The following is a 22,022-nucleotide window of genomic DNA, read 5'->3' on the forward strand; positions in this document are numbered from 1 at the left end:
CAAAGCTACAATGGCGTCCTGAATATCACTACTTGATATTCGCTTATATCCAGAGAAGCGCTGATGAAAGCCACTGAAGGACCGGACTCTCCAATCGATGGCCGCCGCGCCCGTGGTCAGGCCAACCGCAGCAAACTGGTCGCAGCGATGATCGAACTGGTGCGCGAAGGCACCATCGCACCGACTGCCGAACAGGTTGCCCTGCGCGCCCGGGTCGCACTACGCACGGTATTCCGGCATTTCGATGACATGGAAAGCCTGTATCGCGAAATCAATACGGAAATCCTGCAGCAGATCATCCCCCTGCTCAGCACGCCCTTTGCCGCCAGCGACTGGCGCGGCCGTCTGGAGGAAGCCGTTGATCGCCGTGCCCGGCTCTACGAAACCATCCTGCCGTTCTATACCGCCACCACCGCCCTGCGCCACCAGTCACCCTACCTGCAGGCCAACCAGCAAAGCATGATGGAGCTGCAGAAAGCCTCGCTACTGCGCGTGCTGCCGCAATCAGTCATCGAAGACCAGGCAACTCTGGCCGCGCTGAATCTGTTGTTAAGTGTTACCGCCTGGTACCAGATGCGTCAGGAGCAGGGGCTGGACCTTGCCACTGCCAGACAGGCCATACTGGTCGCCAGCCGCGCGCTGACGGCTTCGTTCAAGGACTGACTGATGTGAGTGGAGCTCAGTCGCGCAAAAAGACCGCGACCTGATCGCCATCAAACGGCCAATCCAGCTCTGCCGCATTGTCGAGCCTGCGCAATACCGGAATCCGCAAGCCATAACTTTCCACCTGGCTTTCCTGCTCGGCAATGTCGATCAATTCGACCAGCAGGCCATGTTCGACAAAGGGCAGCAACACTGCCTCGGCCACTTCACACAAGTGGCAACCCAGGGTACCGAGCAGCTGACATTCCGGAAGCATGCATACAAACCTGCAAAGTTCATCATCAACAAAGTCTAGCAGCACGGGTAAGGCCTTCGTAAAACGGTAACGCCGTGCCTTCAATACTATTGCTGGACGCAGAACCAGGCTCTGGGCATGCTTTGCCGCATCAGCGCGAGGATATGACTTGTTTACCAATCTGTTATTTATCCTGACTGCCTCGCTGGCAGTTATTTCCATTTTCCACCGGATTGGCCTGCCACCGATCCTCGGTTACCTGTGTGTCGGCCTGCTCTGTGGGCCCAGCGCCTTTGGCTGGATCAACAACTTCTCCACCGATCAGCCGTACCTGTCGGAAATGGGTGTGGTGTTCCTGCTGTTCACCCTGGGCCTGGAATTCTCGCTGCCGCGCATGCTGGCCATGCGCAATCTGGTATTCGGTCTGGGCAGCCTGCAGGTACTCAGCTGCGCGCTGGTACTGACCGGCATCCTCTATGCCTTTGGCATCGACTTGCTGCTGGCAGCGATTCTCGGCAGCGGCCTGGCCTTGTCCTCGACGGCGATTGTCAGCAAGGAACTGTTCTCCCTGGGCGAGATTTTCAGCCCGCACGGGCGCAATGCAATTGCCGTTCTGATCTTTCAGGATCTGGTCGCCGTTCTGCTGCTGACCCTGCTGCCGGTGGCCGCCGGGCAGTCCGACGAAGCCTGGTATATCGCCCTGCCGATGACCCTCGGCAAGACTGTCCTGCTGTTTGCCGTACTGCGGATCACCAGCCGCTGGTTTCTGCCTAAGCTGTTCCACGAAGTAGCCAGAGCCCGCTCACCCGAGCTGTTCGTGCTGCTGGCTCTGGTAATTGTCATGCTTACCGCCTGGGTGACCCACGCCCTCGGTCTGTCGATGGCACTGGGCGCGTTTCTCGCCGGCATGCTGCTGGGGGAAAGCCATTACCGCCACCAGATCGAAGCGGATATCCGCCCGTTCCGCGACATCCTGCTCGGGCTGTTCTTTGTCAGCGTCGGCATGCTCATCGATCTGCGCCTGTTCGCCAGTGACGGCCTGCTGATCCTCGGCCTGACCCTGCTGCTGCTCTGCCTCAAAGGCGGCCTGGTCGCCGCACTGGTGAAGCTGCGCGGCGACTCCACCGAGACCGCCTGGCGGACCGCCTTTGCCCTGGCGCAAGGCGGCGAGTTCTTCTTTGCCCTGCTCAGCCAGCTGGTGCTCTACAAACTGCTCGATGCAGAAACCGTCAGCGTGCTGCTGACGGTGACCTTCTGCTCGATGCTGCTCACCCCGCTGCTCTTGCGTGGCGCCCCGGCACTGGCAGCCCGGATGCGCGCAAAAGAGCAGAAACCCAGCGCTACCGAGGAGATTGCCGCTGCCGGTGCGGCGTTGCAGCAACATGTGCTGATCTGCGGTTACGGTCGGGTAGGTCAGTCCATCGGCCGTTTTCTGCGACTGGAGGGCATCCCCTTTCTGGCGCTGGACGACGATCCGGTACGGGTTCAGGAAGCCGCCGCAGGTGAGGAAAGCGCCCACTATGGCGACTCCCAGCGCCCCGACATGCTGCAGGCGATGAATATTGCCGCAGCGAGCCTGCTGGTGGTGGCCGTGGATAAAGCCGATGCGGCACTGCATATCGTGACCAACGCCCGGCGCCTGAATGCCCGCATACCGATTCTCGTGCGCTTGCGTGACGACCGCCGTCTGGCCGAACTGCAGGCCGCCGGAGCGACCGAAGTGATACCGGAAACCCTCGAGTCCAGCATGATGCTGGCAGCCCACGCGATGCTGTTGCTGGGCATGCCAAAAGAGAAGATTGAAACGCGCCTGTATGAAGCGCGCAGCAGTCGCTACCGGTTGCTGCATGGCTTTTATCATGGCGCCCAGACCACAACCCAGGACAATCAGGGCAAGCCGCGCACGCTGCTGCATGCCGTCAGTCTGCCGGCTGATGCCCATGCCTGCGGCAAAGTGCTGCAGATGGACGAACTCACGTCCCTGGGCCTGGAGGTGCAGGGGGTGCGGCGGGATGGCGAAGAAATGAGCCCGTTTGACAGCATCCTGCAGGAAGGCGACGCCATCCTGATCTCGGGACGCGCCGATGCCATTGAAGCCGGCGAGGCGCGTCTGCTGGCGGGTAACTGAACCCGCACAGTCCCGGAACCGACTGACGAAAAAAAGGGGCGCCCGCATCGCGAAGAAACGCTGGCGCCCCTGCTTTTTCACGCGGACCTAGAGGATATCAATCTCCCGGGTGTGCGTCGGCTTGACCGTCATCTTTGGCAGGCTGAGCGTCAGCAGACCTTCGCTGTACTCGGCCTTGATGTGCTCGGCATCCGCATCTTCGGGCAAGGTAAAGGATCTGGCAAAACTGCCATAGAAGCGTTCCACACGGTGGTGCTTGTTGTCCTTGTCTTCCTTTTCCTGGCGCCGTTCGCCACGCAGGGTAAGCACACCCTGCTCGAGTTTGACCTTGATGTCCTCGCGTTTCATTCCCGCCAGCTCGGCCCTGATCAGATAGGCCTCCGGCGTTTCGCTGATATCTACCACCGGCGCCCAGTCGCTGGTCGTCAGCAACTCCTGGCTGGCCGGTGACAGGCCCCGGGAAAAACCAAGCGGATAATGCTGCAGCAAAGCCTCCAGATCACGAGCCGGATTCCAACGTATCAGAGACATGACAAAACCCTCCTGTGCGATTTATGGAACCTCAATAATCCCGCGCCAGGCACCGCAGGTATTGACCTGCATCAAAAATCTGACTATTTCGGCAGCGCACCCGGCCACTGTCTGGGGCGTGCAGCCTGGCTCACAGACCAAGTGCATGGGGCCTGCCTGACTTGCCGCGCAGGGCTTACTACCAAAGTAGTAGCGACCAAGGTCTAACAGTCTAATTCCTCGCAAAATGGTTTAGTCACGGCGTTGCAACAATTCGGATACATGCTGTAACACCCCGGCACACAGCCCGGCCGATCAAAACGAGGAGATAACTATAAATGCGCATTAATCCACTTTCCCGCGCCGTGACTCTGGCAGTCCTTGGTTGTGGCTTGAGCATGCCGATGCTGGCTCACGCCGAGTTCATCAAGGACAGCAAGGGCACCATCGAGCTGCGTAACTTCTACATGAACCGCGATTACCGCCAGGACGCACCGCAAGTCCCGATCAAGGGCAAGCCGGGCGATACCAAAGCCTACTCCGCCGAGTGGGCACAAGGCTTCCTGGTGCGCCTGGAATCCGGCTTTACTGAAGGGCCGGTCGGCTTCGGCGTAGACGGGCTTGGCCTGGTCGGCGTTCGCCTGGATTCGGGCCGCGGTCGTAGCGGAACCGGCCTGTTGCCATCGAGCAATGAAACCGGCGAAGCACCGAGTGAATACGCCTCTCTCGGCGCCACCGGCAAGATGCGCATTTCCAAGAGCGTGCTCAAGGGCGGCACCCTGCAGCTGAAAAACCCCGCAGTTGGTTCCAATGACTCGCGCCTGCTGCCACAGACCTTCCTCGGTACCCACGGCAACATGCTGGAAATCGAAGGTCTCGATTTCAATGCCGGCCAGCTGGAAAAGGTCAAGCAGCGTGACTCCACCGACAACCAGGACCTGACCCTGAATGGCAAGCCGCTGGAATCCAGCGACCACTTCCAGTTCGCCGGTGGTACCTATGCACTGACCAAGGAACTCAGTCTGGCTTACTACTACAGCAAGCTGGAAGACATCTACAGCCAGAACTTCGGCGGCATCATCTATACCCTGCCACTGGCTGACGGCCAGTTCATCAAGGCCGACCTGCGTTATGCCAAAAGTGATGATACCGGCGACAACAAAGCCGGCTCGCTGGACAACAAGTCTGCCAACGGCATGCTCAGCTATGGCATCGGCGCCCACACGTTCAGCGCTGCTTACCAGCAGATGAACGGCGACAACGCCTTCGCCTACATCGGCGGAACCGACCCGTACCTGGTCAACTATGTACAGATTGGTGACTTCGCCGGCATCGACGAAAAATCATGGCAGGCACGTTACGACCTGAACTTTGCCAGCTACGGCATCCCCGGCCTGAGCCTGATGACCCGCTACGTCAACGGTGACAACATCGACCGCGGTTCCAATGTCAGTGAAGGTGAGGAATGGGAACGCGACACCGACATCGCCTACGCCTTCCAGGACGAAGCACTCAAAGGTCTGGCAGTGAAATGGCGTAACGCCACCTACCGCTCCAACCTGAACAAGGGCACCAAGGATCTCGACGAGAACCGTCTGATCATCAGCTACACCACCGCACTCTGGTAGTAGCGGCAGATAGGCTACAGTGAGACCGAGGGTAGATTGTCGAAAGACAATCTACCCTTTTTGTTTGTGGCAGCTGTCAGGCAGCAAACATTGGCCAGCAGCCCTGACACTCACTGCGGGGTAACCACAGGATGAACCTCAGACTTAAAATCCTGACGCCAATCATGGTTGCACTGGGGCTGGCCCTGCTGCCCACACCGGAAAATCTTGCGCCACACGCCTGGTATTTCTTCGCTATTTTTGCCGGCGTCATCGTTGGCTTGATGCTTGAACCACTGCCTGGCGGCGCCATCGGCATGATTGGCGTGACACTGGTTTCACTGCTGGCGCCCTGGGTGCTATTCGCTCCGCAAGAACTGCAGAACCCCGATTTCAAGCCGGTAAATGCCGGAATCAACTGGGCCGTATCAGGATTTTCCAATACCACGGTATGGTTGATTTTCAGCGCCTTCATGTTCGCCCTGGGCTATGAAAAGACCGGCCTGGGCCGCCGTATAGCACTGCTGCTGGTAAACCGGATGGGCCGCCGGACATTGACACTCGGCTATGCAATCGCTCTGGCGGACACCCTCCTCGCCCCCTTCACGCCCTCCAATACCGCCCGCAGCGGCGGCACCATCTACCCGGTGATTCGCAACCTGCCAACCCTGTACGGCTCGCTGCCCAACGACCCCTCGGCACGCAAGATTGGCTCCTACATCATGTGGGTAGCCATCGCCACCACCTGCGTAACCAGTTCGATGTTTCTCACGGCACTGGCGCCCAACCTGCTGGCGCTGGAGCTGGTCAGGAAAACCTCGAGTATCTCGATCAGCTGGATGGACTGGTTCGAAGCATTCGCCCCGGTTGGCATTGTGTTGCTGATCCTGATTCCGCTGATCACCTACTGGATCTATCCACCGGAAATCAGGAACGGCGACGAGGTACCCAAATGGGCAGCCCGGGAGCTGAGCGAAATGGGGCAGTTGTCTGGCAACGAGCTGATCCTGGCAGTACTGGTAGCACTGGCACTCGGGCTCTGGATTTTCGCCGGCAGCTATATCAACGCAACCACTACCGGACTTCTGGTGATCTCGCTGATGCTGCTAAGCGGGGTCTTCAGCTGGGATGACATGATGAAGCACGCCTCGGCCTGGAACACTCTGGCCTGGTTTGCCACGCTGGTCGCTCTGGCCGAGGGTCTGAACAGGGTGGGCTTCGTCAAGTGGTTCGCTGACCAGGTTGCGGTGCACATGCAGGGCTTCGCGCCGTTCACGGCAATGGTCTTGCTGGTAATGATTTTCTACGTAACGCATTACCTGTTTGCCAGCGTCACCGCACACGTTACTGCCCTGCTGCCCGTGATGCTGGCAGTGGGCGCCAACATACCGGGCATCGACATGCAGCTGTTCGCGTTGATGCTGTGCCTGACACTGGGAATCATGGGGATTCTGACACCTTATGCAACCGGACCGAGCCCGGTCTATTTCGGTTCCGGCTACCTGCCCAGCAAGGATTACTGGCGACTGGGCGCCATCTTCGGCATTGTGTTCATAATCGTCCTGCTGGTCGTCGGGCTACCCTGGCTGGCATTGATCCGCTGAGGCTGCCAAGTGACGGCAGGTCAAGATGACCCTGACTTTTCCGCCGCACTGCCGCAACCTGTTGCCGTCTGGATCTTTTCAGCCTTCCTGATTTCTCGCCATTGCCAAGGTAACAGTCATGGAACATGCCCCTGCCTGGCTGATCAACAGCTTTATCTATCTGAGCGCTGCGGTGATTGCCGTGCCCCTGAGCCAGGCCCTGGGGCTGGGATCGATCATCGGCTACCTGGTCGCCGGGATTGCCATTGGCCCGTGGGGCCTGGGGCTGGTCAGCAATGTCACCGATATCCTGCACTTTGCCGAGTTCGGTGTGGTGCTGATGCTGTTTCTGGTTGGTCTGGAGCTTGAACCCAAACGTTTGTGGAACCTGCGCCGACCGATCTTCGGCTGGGGTTCAGCCCAGGTCATCGGCTGCGCAGCAGTGCTGTTTGGCGCAGGGCTGGCGTTTGGCTATGACTGGCGGATCGCATTGGTGGCTGGCCTTGGCCTGTCGCTGTCGAGTACCGCGATCGCCTTGCAAGTTCTCGCCGAGCGCAACCTGTTACCGACCAGTAGCGGTCAGGCCGGCTTCTCCATCCTGCTGTTTCAGGATGTCGCTGCCATCCCGATTCTGGCCCTGCTGCCCCTGCTGGCAATCGGCGAGGTGGTCGGCAACACAGCAGCCGGCAACCCCTGGCTGGAAACACTGAAGATCATCGGCGTGATTGCCGGCATTGTGCTGGGTGGCCGTCTGGCGGTGCGCCCGCTGTTTCGCTGGATCGCTCGCAGCAAGACACCGGAAATCTTTACCGCCACTTCGCTGCTGCTGGTGGTCGGAATTGCCAGCCTGATGCTGCTGGTTGGTCTGTCCATGGCTTTGGGCGCTTTTCTGGCCGGCGTGCTGCTGGCAGAAAGCGAGTACCGGCGCGAACTGGAAACCAATATCGAGCCGTTCAAGGGACTGCTGCTCGGGCTGTTCTTCATCGCCGTGGGCATGAGTGTGGACTTTGCCGTACTGGCGCAGTTCCCGCTGCAGATGCTCGGCATTGTACTGGGGCTGTTGCTGCTCAAGGGGCTGGTGATCTACCTGCTGGCGCGGCAGTTGCAGGTGCCATTTCAGGAACGCCCGGTGCTCACCCTGTTGCTGGCCCAGGGTGGCGAGTTTGCCTTTGTGGTGTTCCAGGCGGCGCTGGGCGCACAGGTGCTCGACGCGCAGACGGCTTCGCTGCTGATCGGCGCAGTGGCCTTGTCGATGCTGGTTAGTCCCTTGCTGCTGGCGGCCATGGACCGCTGGCTGTTACCGCGCTATGCCGATTGCGGCGTAGCTCCCATGGCGGAAATTTCCGAGGCCCAGAATGCGCCGGTGCTGATTGCCGGCTTCGGCCGCTTTGGCCAGATTATTGCCCGCGTACTGGATGCCAGCGGCCAGAGTGCCACCGTACTGGACCACAATGCCGAGATGATCGAGGCCGCCCGCCGCTTTGGCTACAAAGTGTTCTACGGCGATGCCTCGCGGCTGGATCTGTTGCGCACTGCCGGTGCCGGCCAGGCGCGCATTCTGGTCATAGCCGTGGACAAGCCCGAGCAGTCACTGGCAATCGCGGCACTGGCCGGCGAACACTTCCCCCAGGCCACCATTGTCGCGCGCGCCTTCGACGCGCCGCACTGGCACAAAATGCGCGACCTGGGTGTGCAACTGGTCGAGCGTGAACTGTTCGAGGCCAGCCTGCTGAGTGCGCAGAGCGTGCTGGAACTGCTCGGCTATTCAGCGGATGCAGCCGGGCAGACGATCAGCAGGTTCCGCGAATACAACCAGAAAATGCTGGAAACCGTACGCCCGTTTCACCAGGACCAGGCCAGGCTGATCTCTGCCGCCAGGGAGTCACGCCGGCAACTGGAAGAACTGTTCGCCGAGCAGCGCAGGCAGGCGCAACAGCACCCGGCGGATCAGCCCGAGTGATTACACAGCCCATAAAAAAACCCGCTGCCTGAGCGGGTTTTTCATGTTTCCAGCAATCTTAGTGGGCGACGCGACTGGTGCCGTTCACCGTCATGATGCGCACGCGTTCGCCGACGCGGAACACTTCATTGGGCTCGACCTGCTGAACATACGCGCGCAAGGTGCCATCGTCTTCGCGCACGGTGATTTCCACACCCTGGGTACGCGTCAGGCCTTCTTCAGCCGCAGCACCGATCAGGCCACCGGCAAGGGCACCGATAACCGCCAGCACATAACTGCCCTTGCCACCGCCCATGGTACTGCCGCCGATTCCGCCTACGGCAGCACCAGCACCAGCGCCGATAGGCGTCTTGGTACCTTCGATCTGCACCGGACGCAGATACTCGATGGTACCCAGCCGGACATTCTGTACCGTGCGCGCCTCATCACGGGAATAGCTGTCACCCGACAGATTGGACGCACAGCCACCGAGCAGCAGGGCCATGGCAGTGAATCCGGCAACCAGCAAAACAGGCTTACGCATGAGACTCTCTCCGTTTACAAGTAGTCCAATTAGACCGCGCCAAAGGCGAACTGTCACCCGCTGACTGAAAATCTTGTGCGACAATTTCCCTCCTCAGTCCAGCCAGCCGGGATATCCATGGATTATTTCATCATTGCCGCACTGACCTTTGCAGCGATTTATTTCCACTGGTGGCTGTATGTACGTTTCAAGCGCTGGGGCGACCGCGACCTGGCCTTGTCGATGGCCGGCGACGACGCAGACAAAAAAAACTACATGCTCGAGCAGCTGGCCCTGGCCCAGGAGCAAAAGCTCAAAGGCGCAGAACTGCAGGCCCGGCTGGAGCGCGCGGCGGCCGACTATCACGCCGACTGAGCCTGTCAGGGCGCCAGCCGCTCACGCAACCAACCGGCCGGCTCCAGTCGGTAATTGAGGCGATCATGCAACCGGCTTGGCCGACCCTGCCAGAACTCGATGCGCTGCGGTAGCAGGCGATAGCCGCCCCAGTGCTCGGGACAATGCGGTGCCTTGTCCAGGAAGCGCAGCTCGGCACTGGCCAGTAGCGCTTCCAGCTCGGCCCGATCACGCAGCACCCGGCTCTGCGGCGAAGCCCAGGCACCAAGACGACTGCCCAGCGGGCGCACCTGAAAATAGGCATCGGACTCTTCCCGCGTAACCCGTTCCACCCGCCCTTCGATGCGTACCTGACGCTCCAGACTTGGCCAGAAGAAGGTCATCGCCGCCAGAGGACAAGCCGCGAGTTCCTCGCCCTTGGCGCTTTCATAATTGGTGAAGAAGGTAAAGCCGCGTTCATCCAGCGCCTTGAGCAACAGCACGCGACAATGCGGATACCCCTGCCGGTCTACCGTTGCCAGCATCATCGCGTTAGGCTCCACCGGTGGCTGCTCGGTATTGCGTGCATCTTCAAACCATTGCCGGAAAAGGCTCAATGGCTCGTCCGGCGCTTGCTTTTCAGCCAGGCCCTCACGGGTATAATCACGGCGCATGTCGGCAAGTGACTGGGTCATGGTATTTCTCCTGCAACCTAAAGCCTTAGCTTAATCATTCGACTGCTTGCGTGCTTGATCTGTAACAAGTTACAAAAACGCCAAGACAATGGCGTCAAATGTGCACCATGTCACGCCCATTACCTTGTTATAGTGCGCAAATAGATCAACTCTGAAGTCAGATTGAAACCAGACCGGATAATTAATTGGAATCAACAGGCATCGACTCCCTTACAGGCCTGCTCGATCGGCATGGCTGCCTACGCACGGCAAAGCGGCTCACGGCGAATGCCAAACGCAGCCGCCGGCCACTGATTGCGCTCTGGCTGAACATCGACCGTTTTCGTCTGATTAATGGTTCGCTGGGCATGGTCGGTGGTGACAACGTGATTGCCAAACTGGCCGGGCGCATGCAGGAGCGCCTGCAGCACCGCGCCCATCTGGCCCGCATGGGCAGCGACGACTTCCTGCTACTGGCCAGTGGCTATGCCGCCGGTGAAGCCACACTGATGGCCGCCGAAGTGATGGCACTGATCAAACAGCCTTTGAAGATCGGCGCAGTCACCCTGCATCCGACCTGTTCGATTGGCATGGCAAGCCTGGAGTACGCCGAAGAAACCGGTGCCTTTCTGCACCGTGCCGAACTGGCCATGTTCGAGGCCAAGCAACAGGGCGGCGACCAGATGGTCATCTTTGGCGAGGAGCAGCTGCCAGGCTGGCTGGGAGTCAAGCTGGCCAGAGAGGAACTCGAGATAGAGCACAAGCTGCACGCAGCACTTGATTCGGGCGGACTGTATCTGCAATTTCAGCCGGTACTGCGTCTGGATGGCTCTGTCGAATCCGTTGAAGCGCTGATGCGTTGCGAAATCAACGGCGAACTGGTTGCACCGAATACCTTCATCCCGGTCGCCGAAAAGAGCGGCCTGATTGTCCGGCTCGGCGAATGGTGCCTGCTCAAGGCAGCCATACAGGCCAAGCACCTCTCGGAAGCAGGCATCAACACCAAAATCGCGGTGAACGTTTCACGGGCGCAACTGACCGCACCCAAGTTCTCCAAAGCGCTTTACACCGCACTGGTGGTCAGCGGTGTAGCGCCCGAACTGATCGAGCTGGAGATCACCGAGTCGCTGTTCATGGACGTCTCCGAGCTGGTGCAAAACCACCTGCGCGACGCCATCGAAATGGGCGTCAGTTTATCGATCGATGACTTCGGCACCGGCTATTCCTGCCTTGCCACCCTGAAGGACATCCCGGCCAGCAAGCTGAAGATCGACCGTGCCTTCATTGCGCCACTGCCCGCTGACCAGCGGGTATTTTCCATGGTCAAGGCCATCACCCAGCTGGGCCACGAACTGGGCATGACCGTGGTTGCCGAGGGCGTGGAAAACAATGCCCAGCTTGATTACCTGCTCGAGGCAGGCGTCGATGCCGTGCAGGGCTATCTGCACACGCGGCCGATGCACGAGAAGGAATTGCTCGACTGGCTGCTGGAGCAGAAGAAGATGGACTGGTCGGCCGACTACCACAGCAAAAGAAGATAACTCCCGCTTTGCCGGCGCCAAATCGCCAACCCTGAACCCCTCAGCCTGACAGCTGGCGCCCCCTGCGGTCAGTCTGTGCCTTCAAGCTGGTCTGCCACAGATTCAGGGACAAGGCGCAATCACCCGACAGCACACCACTATGGCGAGGCCTGATGCGCCGAAACTGCCAGGCCGAATGCAGCAGGCTGGCTACTACAGGCAGCCCTTGAGCGCACTGGCCAGATGCTGCGCACGTGGATCCATCAACACATAGGGGCCGAGACTGTTGGTGACGAAACCAAAACCGACTTCCCGCTCGGGATCAGCAAAACCGACAGAACCCCCCGCCCCGGGATGCCCGAAGCTTTTCGGACCCATGCCGAAAGTGGCATTGGCCACCTCCGGCTGATCCAGCATGCAGCCGAGGCCGTAGCGGGTAGTGGTCAGCAGGGTCAGGTCCTCACCCCGGCTATGCTCCCGGGTCAACTCGGCGAGCAAGTCACTTTCCAGCAAGCGCCCATCAAGCAAGCCGCTGTAGAAGCCGGCCAGGCTGCGGGCATTGCCATGGCCGTTGGCTGCCGGTTGTTGCATACGACGCCACTCCGGCTTGTTCGAACTGGTCAGGATCGACGGTGGATTGGCGAACGCCAGGGTGCTCATGGCCGATGGCTGGGTGAAGCTCACCTTGAGCAGCCTTTGCGCAGCTTCATCGCCCAAATTGCCTTTGCCACGGGAGAGGTGGGAAACCCGTGGGAAATCAGCGTCATCCAGACCTATATGAAAGTCCAGCCCCAGCGGTGCCGCAGTGCGCGCCACGATGACATCGCCCGGCAGCTTGCCGGTAACCCGCCGCAGTACCTCGCCAATCAGCCAGCCGTAGGTAATCGGCGCATAGCCGTGCTGTTTGCCAGGCTCCCACCAGGGTGCTTCGGCGGCCAGCGCTTCGCACATGCCGGCCCAGTCATACAGGGCATCCGGCTCCCGCATTTGGCGCAATGCCGGCAGGCCGGCCTGATGCGAGAGCACTTGGCGCAAGGTGATGCGCTGCTTGTCGGCCGCGGCAAACTCCGGCCAGTACTCAGCGATCGGAGTATCGAGTGCCAAACGCCCCTCTCCGACCAGTTGCAAGGCAGTTACTGCGGCAAAGGGTTTGGTGCAGGAAAACAGGTTGAGAATGGTGTCACTGTGCCAGGCCTCCTGCCCTTCCTTGTCCGCCTGCCCGGCCCACAGATCAACCACGGTTTCATCGCCAATCCGGATGCACAGTGCGGCACCGCGCTGCTGCGGGTCGTCGAACAATCCGGCAAAGGCATCACGCACTGCCTCGAAATGCACATCGAAAAATCCCTGTACCTGCACTGACTTTCTCCCAGGCTATATCGTCATCTGCACCTGTGCCGGCTCGGGGCACAGGTGTGCCAGGCGCTTACGGCTGCTTGCCGGCGCTGCGCAACCACTGCTCCGGCAACGCGAGATTGGCCTTGCGCACCGTTTCGACAAAACCACGGAACGGCACATCGGTTATGCCGATCAGCCCCAGATGCCCGTTTTCGCCATCCAGCAAGCGGCCCGTGACCGGCTGATCAAGGTACTGGAACCAGTGCACCCCAACCAGCTGCGGCTCCTTGAGCGATTCGGCGAGGAAGTTGGCGTAGGCCGGGCCGCGATCTGCTTCGCTGGCCACTTCACTGACACCACCCCAGAACGGCCCGCGATCGCGCGAAGCGAAATGGAATTCGCTGACCAGCACCGGCTTGTCCAGCTCGTGCAACAGGCTCCAGTCATACCCGGACTGCGGTGTGCGGGTGTAAAAATTGAAACTCAGCACATCACAGTACTGGGCGCAGGAAGCCACGGCTTCCGGGGTTGTCACGGCAAAACGGGCACCAAGCAACAGCTGATTGGGCGCGTGCCATTTCAATGCATCGACAATGGTCTTGAAATAGGTGTCGGCATACAGGCGCAGGAAGTTCTGCAGATCCTTCTCGATCTGCGGATACGCCGGATCCGGCAACGGCGCCTGGAACCCCGGATCCTCCATCAGCTCCCAGGCCTGCAGATCGATGCCCCAGGCCTTGGAAATACCGTTCTGGTTGCGGTACTTGTCACGCAGCTGCTTGAGAAATGCACGCTTGGCCGGCACGTCGGTGGTCAGCCGCAGGGTGGCGTAAGCCAGCGCATAACGCGAAGCGGCATCGTTGCCCGGAGCCGCCCAGGCCAATTCGTTATCCGCGAAATAACCGATCAGCCAGGGATCATCGCGCAGGTCCCGGCTGGCAATGGCGATGGCCCGCTCGGCGGCCATGGCAAAGCGCGGATCGAAAGGGTCCGGCATGCCGCCCCACCAGTCCTGCCCGGTCTGAATCGAGGCAAAATCACCCTGAATCGACAGTGGCATGGTGTAAGGGACGCGCTGATTGCCGGCGAACTCCGGATCACTCCAGTTGCCCAGCGTATTGAAGCCCCAGGCCTGCAGGCGATCCAGGCTCAAAGCTCGCCATTGTGCCGGGTCGGCAGCGCCATACAGTCGCAGCCGGTTGGCGTTGTAGAAGTCATACCAGCGGCCATGATCGAAGGCCCGGCCACGGTTGGCACCGTTGTCACTGCGGTTGTCACCCGTGCCGTAAAACGCGGAAAGTGGATCATCCGCTGGCGGCAGGCTGTCGAACATGGCTTCACGCCCCTCGACATAGGTTTTGCTGTGTGCGCTGCTTACCGTATTCACGCCAAGGGAAAAAAACCCATGGCCTTCCGGGGTAACCAGATACCAGCGGCCATCCAGTTTGCTGGTATGAAAGAAGCCGGTGGTCTTGAACACCGGACCATCGAGCAAACCACCAAACTGATCGGTGGCCGGGCGTTTCGCCAGCCAGTCCTGCAGCTGGGCCTTCTCCCGCGCAAGCATGCCCTGGAGTTGCGCCAGATCCCTGCCCTTCTCCGGCCAGCTGGCCCGCGTGTACTGCCCGAAGGAATCCACCAGCTGCGTATACAGCGGCGCCTGCAGGTCGTCCTGGCGGGTACCGAAACGACCAAGCAGGATACTCTGCGCACTATCCGGCTGCGGTATCGACAGGCTGACCGCCAGCACCTGATCCGCAGCCAGCTCACCCTCGACGGTTTCCGCCAGCAGCCAGCGCTGGCCACCCTCGCTCCAGGGCATTGGCGGCCCCGCGCGCATGCCATGGGCCAATGGCGAAGTGACTGCCAGCGGCAGCAGCAAGGTCTGCGCAGGACCCGCCGGCAGCGCTACCCTGGCACGCAGAACCTTGCCGCCAGCACTCTCGATGGAAACGTCCAGGGTAATGGCCCAATCCATAGCGTTCTGTATACGCAGGGACATGGCCCCGGCACCGGTCCAGTCCCAGTGGCCCGCTTGCGGCAACAGGCGCAGGGCCGGCTGCTCGACCGGCTTGAAGGTCAGCCGGCGCAATATCTCACCCGAGCCGGTTTCCTCGGCAGTCTGGCTCGGCAACAGGGTGCCCGCCAACTCCAGGCTGACCACATCCAGCGGCTTGACGAAGTTGTACAGTTCGCTGTTTTCGGCGGCGCCGACCGGCCATGCGCTTCCCAGCCACAGGACCAGCAACGCCACGCCACGCCATGTCATGCACTCTCGCTTCATTTGCTTCCCTGTGTCTCCTGTAGCAGACCCGAACTGCGCCTCCCGAGACAATCAGCTGTCGCCGGATTCGCTTTGAAGTTATTAATATTTTCTTTTAAATTCAATATGTTGAATAAAACAATCAGCTACGGACGGGATGCGAAAACCTGTCTGCAATAATGCCTGCATCCGCACTTTCAGTATCGCGCCATCATCAGTTGCAACCAGTGATAACCGTCAAGCTACCCGCGTTTGTCCGCGTCAGGCAATCTCCCGTCGAAACGGTGGCAAGGCATTCAGAATCGCCTTGCCATAGCGCTGGGTGACCAGACGCCTGTCGAGCAGGGTGATGGTGCCGCGATCTTCTTCAGTTCTCAGTAACCGCCCGCAAGCCTGGATCAGCCGCAAGGAAGCGTCGGGTACGGAAATCTCCATGAACGGATTACCGCCACGTGCCTCGATCCATTCGGAGAGTGCCGCTTCCACCGGATCATCCGGTACGGCAAAGGGTATTTTGGCGATCACCACATGCTCGCAATAGGCCCCCGGCAAGTCCACACCCTCGGAAAAACTGGCCAGCCCGAACAACACACTGGGTTCGCCGTCATCGACACGCCGCTTATGCTTGTTCAACGTCTCCTGTTTGGACAGGTTGCCCTGGATCAGCACGCGCTGCCGCCATTCGCGCTCCAGCCCGTCAAACACACCCTGCATCTGTTTGCGCGAGGCAAACAGCACCAGACTGCCGCGGGCAGCGCCGAGAATCGCCGGCAACTCACGCACGATGGCCGCCGTATGCGCCAGCGCATCGCGCGGATCGGCCTGCAGGTCCGGCACCCGCAACACCCCTGCATCTGCATGCAGGAACGGGCTGGGCACTACCGCCGTCACGGCACACTTGGGCAATCCTGCACGCATGCACAGCCGCTCAAAGCTGCCCAGCGCCGTCAGGGTGGCCGAGGTCAGCAAGGCGCCGTATGCCACATTCCACAGGGTGCGGCGCAACGTATCGGCGGCCAGAATCGGGCTGGCATTGACCTCGATATCGAACTGCGAACCGCTATCGGCCAGGCTCAGCCAGCGCGCCATCGGCGGACGGTCATCCGGGTCCTCGGCGGTAAAGGCACACCATAGTTCCCAGTTACCCTCGGCGCGGGCCAGCAGACTGCCGAACAGCGGATACCACTCCTCGGCCTGCTGCCTGCCCAGGCCGACGCCCGCCTCACCATCCATCGCCTGCTTGAGCATTTCGGCGAGCCGGGTAAACAGATCGTTGAGCCGCGCAAAGCCTTTCTTCAGCTCGCTCGCCAGCTCAAGCAGATGCTCCGGCACGACGCCGGCGACAAAGCGGTGGCGTGGCCGCTCGCGGCCTTCCATATCTTCGCCATTGCGAAAATCGGCCAGCTCCTCGCAGGCACTGAACATGAACTGTTGCTGGGTGCGCAGCTCACGGGCCAGCTCGGGCACAGCGCCGATCAGCCGGCCCAACTCGCCGGGCAATGGATGTTGTGCCAGCAGCTTGGTCAGATTCTTCTCCACCTGACCCAGCCAGTCGGCGGTGGCGCGCAGGCGGGTGGAATGGGCAAAGTGGCCGATTGCCTTGTCGGGCAGATGGTGGCCCTCATCGAAGATATACAGGGTGTCACGCGGATCCGGCAGAACCACGCCGCCGCCCAGCGCCAGATCCGCCAGCACCATGTCGTGGTTGGTGACGATCACATCGGCCTTGGTCATGCCTTCGCGGGCCTTGTAGAAAGCGCACTGCTGGAAGTTCGGGCAGCGCCGGTTGGTGCACTGGCTGTGGTCGGTGGTCACCCGCGCCCAATCGGCATCCTCGATGGCCTCGCTCCAGGAATCGCGATCGCCATCCCAGCGATTGCCGGCCAGGCGCTCCATCATTTGCGTGAGCAACTGCAGGCCGTTCTCGTCCACATCAATGCGAAAGCCTTCTTCGGCGAACAGCTGTGCCGTGCTGTTCTGCGCCTGGCCTTCCTGCAGCAGCAGATCCAGCTTGGACAGGCACAGGTAGCGCCCGCGGCCCTTGGCCAGGGTAAAGCTGAAATTGAGTCCGCTGTTACGCAGGATATCCGGCAAATCCTTGTTGACGATCTGCTCCTGCAAGGCAATCGTTGCCGTGGAAATGACCAGACGTTTGCCGGCGGCCTTGGCCACAGGAATCGCTGCCAGACTATAGGCCACGGTCTTGCCCGTACCCGTGCCCGCCTCCACGGCCACCACAGCCGGCTCTCCCGCGCGATGCCCTTCCTCATCTACCTTGATGCTGCCCAGCACCTTGGCAACTTCGGCAATCATCAGACGCTGCCCATAGCGCGGTTTGAGCTCCTTGGCCTCGAGAAAACGGCTGTAGGCGCCCTGGATTCCGGTTTTTAGTTCGTTACTGAGCATGCAGAATCGCTTGTGAGTGGACTGAAGAAATTTTCAGTCACGCGGCTGGACCGCTATGATAACGCGCTACCCGTCACCGCGCTGTCCGGAGTTGCTCATGCTGATCAATGCCCTTGTTTATGTCCTGCACCTGCTTTGCGCTGTCATCTGGGTGGGCGGCATGTTTTTCGCCTGGATGATTCTGCGCCCGGCCGCCGTCGACATGCTGCAAGCCCCGGCACGTCTGGGATTATGGAGTGATGTGCTGCCGCGCTTCTTCCGCTGGGTCTGGCTGGCGGTGCTGGTATTGCCGATCACCGGCTTCGGCATGCTGCACCTGCGCCAGCAGGGCATTGAAACCGCCCCGCAGTACATTCAGGTAATGATCGGCCTGTATCTGGTGATGCTCTCGCTGTTCCTGCGCATCCAGTTGTTGTTGCTGCCCGGATTGAAACAGGCGGTTGCCAGCGAGGACTGGCCACAGGGTGGCGCGGTGCTGGGCAAGATCCGCCGGCTGGTAGGGATCAATCTGTTAATCGGCATGCTGCTGGTCAGTCTGGCCGGCTCGCGCCTGACCTTCTGACAACGCAACAGGCAAGCCCTCACTGGCCACACCAGTTTCCGCCACCGGGGCCAGCTGCTGAAAAACGCCAAACAACAGCAACTGCAGGCGCACGGACCACGGACTGCGACCTTGTGGCTGCAAGCCAAACAGCACAAGACTTGTCAGGTTAACCAGCACGAGCAGTGCTGCAACCAGACCAAGCAAGCTGGCAAAAGGCTTGGCCAGCGGGGTGCTCAAGGCAGCCAGACAGGCGAACCAGAACAGCAGCAGGGCAAACTTTCCGGCCAATGACAGATACTTCACCGGTAAAACTCCTCAAACCTTTTCAATGCAACACTATTCTGTTCAATTGATAAAAAAGGGGGAGCCATGGCTCCCCCTTCGGTCTAGCCAGCAACATCAACGGTCTACGGAAATCTCTACCCGCCGGTTGGCTGCACGCCCTTCCGCCGTTTCGTTGTCACCTACAGGGTTGCTTTCTCCCAGTCCTTCCTGGGTCAGCTTGTCGGCTGGAACGCCCTGCGAAACCAGGAAATCACTCACGCTCCTGGCGCGGCGCTCGGAAAGCAGCTTGTTGGAGGCTTCAGAGCCGACACTGTCGGTGTAACCCACCACTTTTGCACCGATCATAGGCTGGCCGTTCAAGCGGTTGGCGATATCGGCCAGCAGGTCCTTGCTGTCTCCAGAGAGCTCGGCGGAGCCGGTAGCAAACATCACGCCGCCCAAATCACTCAGCACTATGACTTCGTCCTGCGGCGGAGCCACTACTTCTGCAGGCACTTTGTCGGGATAAACTTTCACCGGACAACCATTGGGGAAGACCTTGCTGCCGGCAGGTGTCTCGGGACAGGTATCACGTCTGTCGTGAACACCATCTGCGTCCTGATCACCATCGAGGGTATAACAGATCAGGCTGCCTACAACCGCACCCAGACCAGCGCCTATGGCAGCGCCTGTAGAGCTCTCGATTGCGCCCAGCCCGCCACCGGCGACTGCGCCTATGGCTGTACAGATTGGCCAGTTGTCCTGATTGAGCACAGCTTCCCCGTTACTCGAGGTAGAGGCACAACCCGAAAGAACACCGGCTGCTAAAAGAAAGGGGATGAAACGCTGCGAGAAAGAATTTCTCATTTGGTGGATCTCCTGTATCACCGATGCGTACCGATGATACAGGAGTAAAGACGGTCAAATCGCTATGCACAAGTTGCACATAGCGATTCGCCTTATCGCTTACTGGCGATCGATCGCGATTTCTACGCGACGGTTTTCAGCACGGCCTTCAGCAGTTGCGTTATCGGCAACCGGATTGCTTTCGCCTTCACCGATCACGCCAACGATGCTGGCCTGCGGTACGCCCTGAGCCACCAGATAGTTGGCTACGGCTACAGCACGACGCTCTGACAGCTTCTGGTTGTAAGCATCAGTACCTACGCTGTCAGTAAAGCCGGCCAGTGCCAGAGTGGCATCCGGAGCTTCGCTTTTCAGCGCAGCAGCCAGACGGTCGAGTTCTGCCTTGTCGGTTTCCGAAACCACATCGGAGTCGAAGGCAAAGTGCAGGTTGTTAACTACCAGAACAACGTCCGGCTCAACAACTACGACTTCTTCAACCACTACAACCGGAACCGGGCAGCCGTCAGCATCAACTTCGGTGCCTTTTGGCGTGCCTGGGCACTTGTCATTCTTGTTGGTTACGCCGTCGCCGTCTTCGTCGCCGTGCACCCAGCAGTAGGCAGCAGCGGTCAGACCGAAGCCCAGAGCGCCCCAACCAGCTACAGCAGCGCTTTCGGTAGCGCCCAGACCACCACCAACTACACCGCCAATGGCAGCACAGAGTGGAATATTGTCACCACGTTCAAAAGTCGAGCAGCCGGTCAAGGCCGTCGCCAGCAGAAGCATAGGCAGTGTTTTTTTCATCATGCTCATTTGTTATCTCCTTAGGTGAATCGGCCAGTAACCGATGACATGCAGTTAAGCCGTCGCTGCTAGAATACGCTAGAAACAATTGGTAAACCAAGCGCAAATCCACTTGCAATAGGCGTCTGCAGCGCTTTTCGGCCAGGATTGTCCGTAACGGCAGACCGGCCTGGCATGCCCCAATACAACTCACGAGTAGCTTAATGTCCGCAATCTTGTCGACTCGTACCCCGCAACAGGCGCTGGCAGCATTGCTGGAACGGGAAAATCCTGCCCGTTTGTTGACCGTTGGCGCCTGTGACCTCCCTGCTATCAGTGCATTCAGCGCAACCCATGCTGATTGCCGAATTTGCCGTGCGGATATCACCGGTTTGCCGGCAGAAGTAGCCGCGCAACGTTTCGATCTGGCGATAGTGGCCGATTGTCTGGAACATTTGCCCAAACGTTCGGCCCTGGAGCTGATTGCCGGCATCCGCAACCTTAATGCCCATCGTCTGACAGTAATGGTTGACCTGCAAGCCTGCGACTGGAACGAGGCTGACTTTTACGCGCTGGCCATGCAAGCCAGCGAACGTTTTCAGCGCGAGCAGCAGACCCTCCACCTGTTCACCTACGATCTCCACGACTACAAGCAGGTACCGGACTGGCTGAACGCCAAATTCTGGGCCAATCCGCAAAACTTCGGCAAATACTGGTGGTGAGCTGATGGCCCAGACCTGTCCTTGCGCTAGCGGACAGCTTTTGTCCGAGTGTTGCGGGCGCTTGCATGCAGGCGCACCCGCTCCTTCTGCAGAAGCACTGATGCGCTCGCGCTACAGCGCATACGTCCTGGGCAGGATCGACTACCTGATTGCCACTACCCTGCCAGTACAGCAGTCCGGCATCGACAGGTCGGCAATCGAAGAATGGAGCCTGCAGAGCAAATGGCTTGGGTTGACCATACTGGGCTCGGAGCCGGCCACGGACCCCTTCGGCCATGCAAGAGTTACATTCAGCGCGCGCTGGGAAGACGCTGAAGGCCTGCATGAACATCAGGAATGTTCCGTATTCGTGCAACGCAACGGGCGCTGGTTGTTTATTGATCCCGGAATACCGCTGAGAGCGGGACGGAACGACCCCTGCCCATGCGGCAGCGGTGGCAAATTCAAGAAATGTTGCAGCACCTTCAAGTAGTCTTCTGACCCAGCACTACCAAGGATTCGGGCTCAGTCCTGCAATTTCAGGTGTGAAGTATCCGGTGGTGGCGCTGCAGGACCGCCTTTTTCCTGACCCATATCACTGCCGACCGGCGCCAGACTGAACTGACTCAGATCTACCTCGGGTGCCTCTGCAGGTGGCGTTTTATCCTTCAAATCGGCGCCCAATGGCGCAATGCCGAGATCGGGTGCTTCCACGTGAACAAACGCCGCCATGTATTCATCGCGCGGAGCCACCTTGAGCTTGCCCGGTTTGTCCGTGCTCTCTGCTGCGGCAGGCGCCGGCGGGACTGCTGATGCGCTTTCAGGCCGCATGGCTGGCTCTGCCGGTCCCTGCTGCAGCGCCCGCACCTCAAGCTCGGCTCCGGCACGCGCAAGAATCTCCCGGTACTTTTCGGCACCGGCCGCATCCAGACCGCTCTTGATGACAATCCGGCGCCCGGAAAACAGCTGGGCTATGCGCTGCTCATCCGCCTGGAAGATTTTCGCCAGATTGGCCTTCACCACCTCGGGCTGGGCACCGGCAAGCAGTTTTCCCGAGAACGCAACTTCATAAAGGCTCATCGCTCAACTCCTGTCAGTTACTGCTGGCAGTATGCCGCAAGTTTTTTCCCAAACAACCGATTGCACGGCATTAGTGGCTTGT

Annotated in this window: 21 protein-coding genes; 10 read left to right on the forward strand and 11 right to left on the reverse strand. The window is 59.9% G+C overall.

Annotated elements, in window-relative coordinates:
• The first annotated feature begins 63 nt into the window (after positions 1 to 63).
• A complete protein-coding gene (locus BLT89_RS11300) occupies positions 64 to 663 on the forward strand; it encodes a TetR/AcrR family transcriptional regulator (RefSeq protein WP_090195225.1) in 600 nt (199 codons plus the stop codon).
• Between the two features lie 16 nt (positions 664 to 679).
• On the opposite strand, the gene BLT89_RS11305 is transcribed toward BLT89_RS11300, so the two are convergent.
• Positions 680 to 919 carry a glutaredoxin family protein gene (locus tag BLT89_RS11305; protein ID WP_090195227.1) on the reverse strand — a complete coding sequence of 80 codons (240 nt, stop codon included), beginning with the start codon at positions 917 to 919 and terminating at the stop codon, positions 680 to 682.
• Between the two features lie 148 nt (positions 920 to 1,067).
• On the opposite strand from BLT89_RS11305, the gene BLT89_RS11310 reads away from it, so the two are divergent.
• Complete coding sequence (locus BLT89_RS11310) at positions 1,068 to 3,026, forward strand: monovalent cation:proton antiporter family protein (protein ID WP_090195230.1); 1,959 nt, start codon at positions 1,068 to 1,070, stop codon at positions 3,024 to 3,026.
• An 87-nt stretch (positions 3,027 to 3,113) separates the two neighbouring features.
• Here the strand turns inward: BLT89_RS11310 and BLT89_RS11315 are convergent, their stop codons facing one another.
• Positions 3,114 to 3,557: an Hsp20/alpha crystallin family protein gene (locus BLT89_RS11315; protein WP_090195232.1), complete on the reverse strand. Its 444-nt coding sequence runs from the start codon at positions 3,555 to 3,557 to the stop codon at positions 3,114 to 3,116.
• Between the two features lie 317 nt (positions 3,558 to 3,874).
• On the opposite strand from BLT89_RS11315, the gene BLT89_RS11320 reads away from it, so the two are divergent.
• The 3 genes from BLT89_RS11320 to kefC all read left to right on the forward strand — a co-directional run bounded on the left by BLT89_RS11320 (position 3,875) and on the right by kefC (position 8,686).
• Complete coding sequence (locus BLT89_RS11320; protein ID WP_090195235.1) at positions 3,875 to 5,164, forward strand: OprD family porin; 1,290 nt, start codon at positions 3,875 to 3,877, stop codon at positions 5,162 to 5,164.
• 131 nt (positions 5,165 to 5,295) lie between these two features.
• A complete protein-coding gene (locus tag BLT89_RS11325) occupies positions 5,296 to 6,747 on the forward strand; it encodes an anion permease (protein WP_090195237.1) in 1,452 nt (483 codons plus the stop codon).
• Positions 6,748 to 6,865: 118 nt separating this feature from the next.
• Entirely contained in the window at positions 6,866 to 8,686 is a 1,821-nt protein-coding gene (kefC, locus tag BLT89_RS11330) for a glutathione-regulated potassium-efflux system protein KefC (protein ID WP_090195239.1), read from the forward strand.
• A 58-nt stretch (positions 8,687 to 8,744) separates the two neighbouring features.
• Here kefC and BLT89_RS11335 read toward each other — a convergent pair whose 3' ends face one another.
• Complete coding sequence (locus BLT89_RS11335; RefSeq protein ID WP_090195242.1) at positions 8,745 to 9,209, reverse strand: outer membrane lipoprotein; 465 nt, start codon at positions 9,207 to 9,209, stop codon at positions 8,745 to 8,747.
• Between the two features lie 117 nt (positions 9,210 to 9,326).
• Between BLT89_RS11335 and BLT89_RS11340 the strand changes: the two genes are divergently transcribed.
• The gene (locus tag BLT89_RS11340) at positions 9,327 to 9,563 is read left to right on the forward strand and encodes a hypothetical protein (RefSeq protein WP_090195245.1); all 237 of its coding nucleotides are present in this window, start codon (positions 9,327 to 9,329) and stop codon (positions 9,561 to 9,563) included.
• Between the two features lie 5 nt (positions 9,564 to 9,568).
• On the opposite strand, the gene pdxH is transcribed toward BLT89_RS11340, so the two are convergent.
• On the reverse strand, positions 9,569 to 10,216 hold the full coding sequence (gene pdxH, locus BLT89_RS11345) for a pyridoxamine 5'-phosphate oxidase (protein ID WP_090195248.1): 648 nt from the start codon (positions 10,214 to 10,216) through the stop codon (positions 9,569 to 9,571).
• 185 nt (positions 10,217 to 10,401) lie between these two features.
• Between pdxH and BLT89_RS11350 the strand changes: the two genes are divergently transcribed.
• Entirely contained in the window at positions 10,402 to 11,736 is a 1,335-nt protein-coding gene (locus BLT89_RS11350) for a putative bifunctional diguanylate cyclase/phosphodiesterase (protein WP_090195251.1), read from the forward strand.
• A gap of 192 nt (positions 11,737 to 11,928) precedes the next feature.
• Here the strand turns inward: BLT89_RS11350 and BLT89_RS11355 are convergent, their stop codons facing one another.
• The 3 genes from BLT89_RS11355 to dinG all read right to left on the reverse strand — a co-directional run bounded on the left by BLT89_RS11355 (position 11,929) and on the right by dinG (position 17,722).
• Complete coding sequence (locus BLT89_RS11355; protein WP_090195254.1) at positions 11,929 to 13,074, reverse strand: serine hydrolase domain-containing protein; 1,146 nt, start codon at positions 13,072 to 13,074, stop codon at positions 11,929 to 11,931.
• A 67-nt stretch (positions 13,075 to 13,141) separates the two neighbouring features.
• The gene (locus BLT89_RS11360) at positions 13,142 to 15,322 is read right to left on the reverse strand and encodes a beta-agarase (protein ID WP_090195256.1); all 2,181 of its coding nucleotides are present in this window, start codon (positions 15,320 to 15,322) and stop codon (positions 13,142 to 13,144) included.
• Between the two features lie 255 nt (positions 15,323 to 15,577).
• A complete protein-coding gene (gene dinG / locus BLT89_RS11365; protein ID WP_090195259.1) occupies positions 15,578 to 17,722 on the reverse strand; it encodes an ATP-dependent DNA helicase DinG in 2,145 nt (714 codons plus the stop codon).
• 97 nt (positions 17,723 to 17,819) lie between these two features.
• Here dinG and BLT89_RS11370 point away from each other — a divergent pair, with 97 nt between their 5' ends.
• Positions 17,820 to 18,284, forward strand: coding sequence for a CopD family protein (locus tag BLT89_RS11370; protein ID WP_090195262.1), 465 nt, complete (start codon positions 17,820 to 17,822; stop codon positions 18,282 to 18,284).
• Here BLT89_RS11370 and BLT89_RS11375 read toward each other — a convergent pair.
• From BLT89_RS11375 to BLT89_RS11385, 3 genes are all read right to left on the reverse strand, one after another.
• The gene (locus tag BLT89_RS11375) at positions 18,234 to 18,569 is read right to left on the reverse strand and encodes a DUF1145 domain-containing protein (protein WP_090195265.1); all 336 of its coding nucleotides are present in this window, start codon (positions 18,567 to 18,569) and stop codon (positions 18,234 to 18,236) included. The two genes, BLT89_RS11370 and BLT89_RS11375, sit on opposite strands and share 51 nt — an antisense overlap.
• Before the next feature lie 96 nt (positions 18,570 to 18,665).
• Positions 18,666 to 19,397, reverse strand: a complete 732-nt coding sequence (locus tag BLT89_RS11380) for an OmpA family protein (protein WP_090195267.1) — start codon at positions 19,395 to 19,397, stop codon at positions 18,666 to 18,668.
• A 99-nt stretch (positions 19,398 to 19,496) separates the two neighbouring features.
• Positions 19,497 to 20,189: an OmpA family protein gene (locus BLT89_RS11385; protein WP_090195270.1), complete on the reverse strand. Its 693-nt coding sequence runs from the start codon at positions 20,187 to 20,189 to the stop codon at positions 19,497 to 19,499.
• Between the two features lie 194 nt (positions 20,190 to 20,383).
• On the opposite strand from BLT89_RS11385, the gene BLT89_RS11390 reads away from it, so the two are divergent.
• Positions 20,384 to 20,881, forward strand: a complete 498-nt coding sequence (locus BLT89_RS11390; RefSeq protein ID WP_090195272.1) for a DUF6231 family protein — start codon at positions 20,384 to 20,386, stop codon at positions 20,879 to 20,881.
• A 4-nt stretch (positions 20,882 to 20,885) separates the two neighbouring features.
• On the forward strand, positions 20,886 to 21,353 hold the full coding sequence (locus BLT89_RS11395; protein ID WP_090195274.1) for a YchJ family protein: 468 nt from the start codon (positions 20,886 to 20,888) through the stop codon (positions 21,351 to 21,353).
• A 32-nt stretch (positions 21,354 to 21,385) separates the two neighbouring features.
• Here the strand turns inward: BLT89_RS11395 and BLT89_RS11400 are convergent, their stop codons facing one another.
• A complete protein-coding gene (locus BLT89_RS11400) occupies positions 21,386 to 21,940 on the reverse strand; it encodes a hypothetical protein (RefSeq protein ID WP_090195277.1) in 555 nt (184 codons plus the stop codon).
• Positions 21,941 to 22,022 lie beyond the last annotated feature (82 nt).

It is taken from the genome of Pseudomonas pohangensis, assembly GCF_900105995.1.
Taxonomy (GTDB): domain Bacteria; phylum Pseudomonadota; class Gammaproteobacteria; order Pseudomonadales; family Pseudomonadaceae; genus Aquipseudomonas; species Aquipseudomonas pohangensis.

Coding starts and splice junctions, on each gene's coding strand:
- BLT89_RS11300 (WP_090195225.1), top strand. CDS start 64: ATGAAAGCCACTGAAGGACCGGACTCTCCAATCGATGGCCGCCGCGCC.
- BLT89_RS11305 (WP_090195227.1), bottom strand. CDS start 919: ATGCTTCCGGAATGTCAGCTGCTCGGTACCCTGGGTTGCCACTTGTGT.
- BLT89_RS11315 (WP_090195232.1), bottom strand. CDS start 3,557: ATGTCTCTGATACGTTGGAATCCGGCTCGTGATCTGGAGGCTTTGCTG.
- BLT89_RS11320 (WP_090195235.1), top strand. CDS start 3,875: ATGCGCATTAATCCACTTTCCCGCGCCGTGACTCTGGCAGTCCTTGGT.
- BLT89_RS11325 (WP_090195237.1), top strand. CDS start 5,296: ATGAACCTCAGACTTAAAATCCTGACGCCAATCATGGTTGCACTGGGG.
- kefC (WP_090195239.1), top strand. CDS start 6,866: ATGGAACATGCCCCTGCCTGGCTGATCAACAGCTTTATCTATCTGAGC.
- BLT89_RS11335 (WP_090195242.1), bottom strand. CDS start 9,209: ATGCGTAAGCCTGTTTTGCTGGTTGCCGGATTCACTGCCATGGCCCTG.
- BLT89_RS11340 (WP_090195245.1), top strand. CDS start 9,327: ATGGATTATTTCATCATTGCCGCACTGACCTTTGCAGCGATTTATTTC.
- pdxH (WP_090195248.1), bottom strand. CDS start 10,216: ATGACCCAGTCACTTGCCGACATGCGCCGTGATTATACCCGTGAGGGC.
- BLT89_RS11360 (WP_090195256.1), bottom strand. CDS start 15,322: ATGACATGGCGTGGCGTGGCGTTGCTGGTCCTGTGGCTGGGAAGCGCA.
- dinG (WP_090195259.1), bottom strand. CDS start 17,722: ATGCTCAGTAACGAACTAAAAACCGGAATCCAGGGCGCCTACAGCCGT.
- BLT89_RS11370 (WP_090195262.1), top strand. CDS start 17,820: ATGCTGATCAATGCCCTTGTTTATGTCCTGCACCTGCTTTGCGCTGTC.
- BLT89_RS11380 (WP_090195267.1), bottom strand. CDS start 19,397: ATGAGAAATTCTTTCTCGCAGCGTTTCATCCCCTTTCTTTTAGCAGCC.
- BLT89_RS11385 (WP_090195270.1), bottom strand. CDS start 20,189: ATGAGCATGATGAAAAAAACACTGCCTATGCTTCTGCTGGCGACGGCC.
- BLT89_RS11390 (WP_090195272.1), top strand. CDS start 20,384: ATGTCCGCAATCTTGTCGACTCGTACCCCGCAACAGGCGCTGGCAGCA.
- BLT89_RS11395 (WP_090195274.1), top strand. CDS start 20,886: ATGGCCCAGACCTGTCCTTGCGCTAGCGGACAGCTTTTGTCCGAGTGT.
- BLT89_RS11400 (WP_090195277.1), bottom strand. CDS start 21,940: ATGAGCCTTTATGAAGTTGCGTTCTCGGGAAAACTGCTTGCCGGTGCC.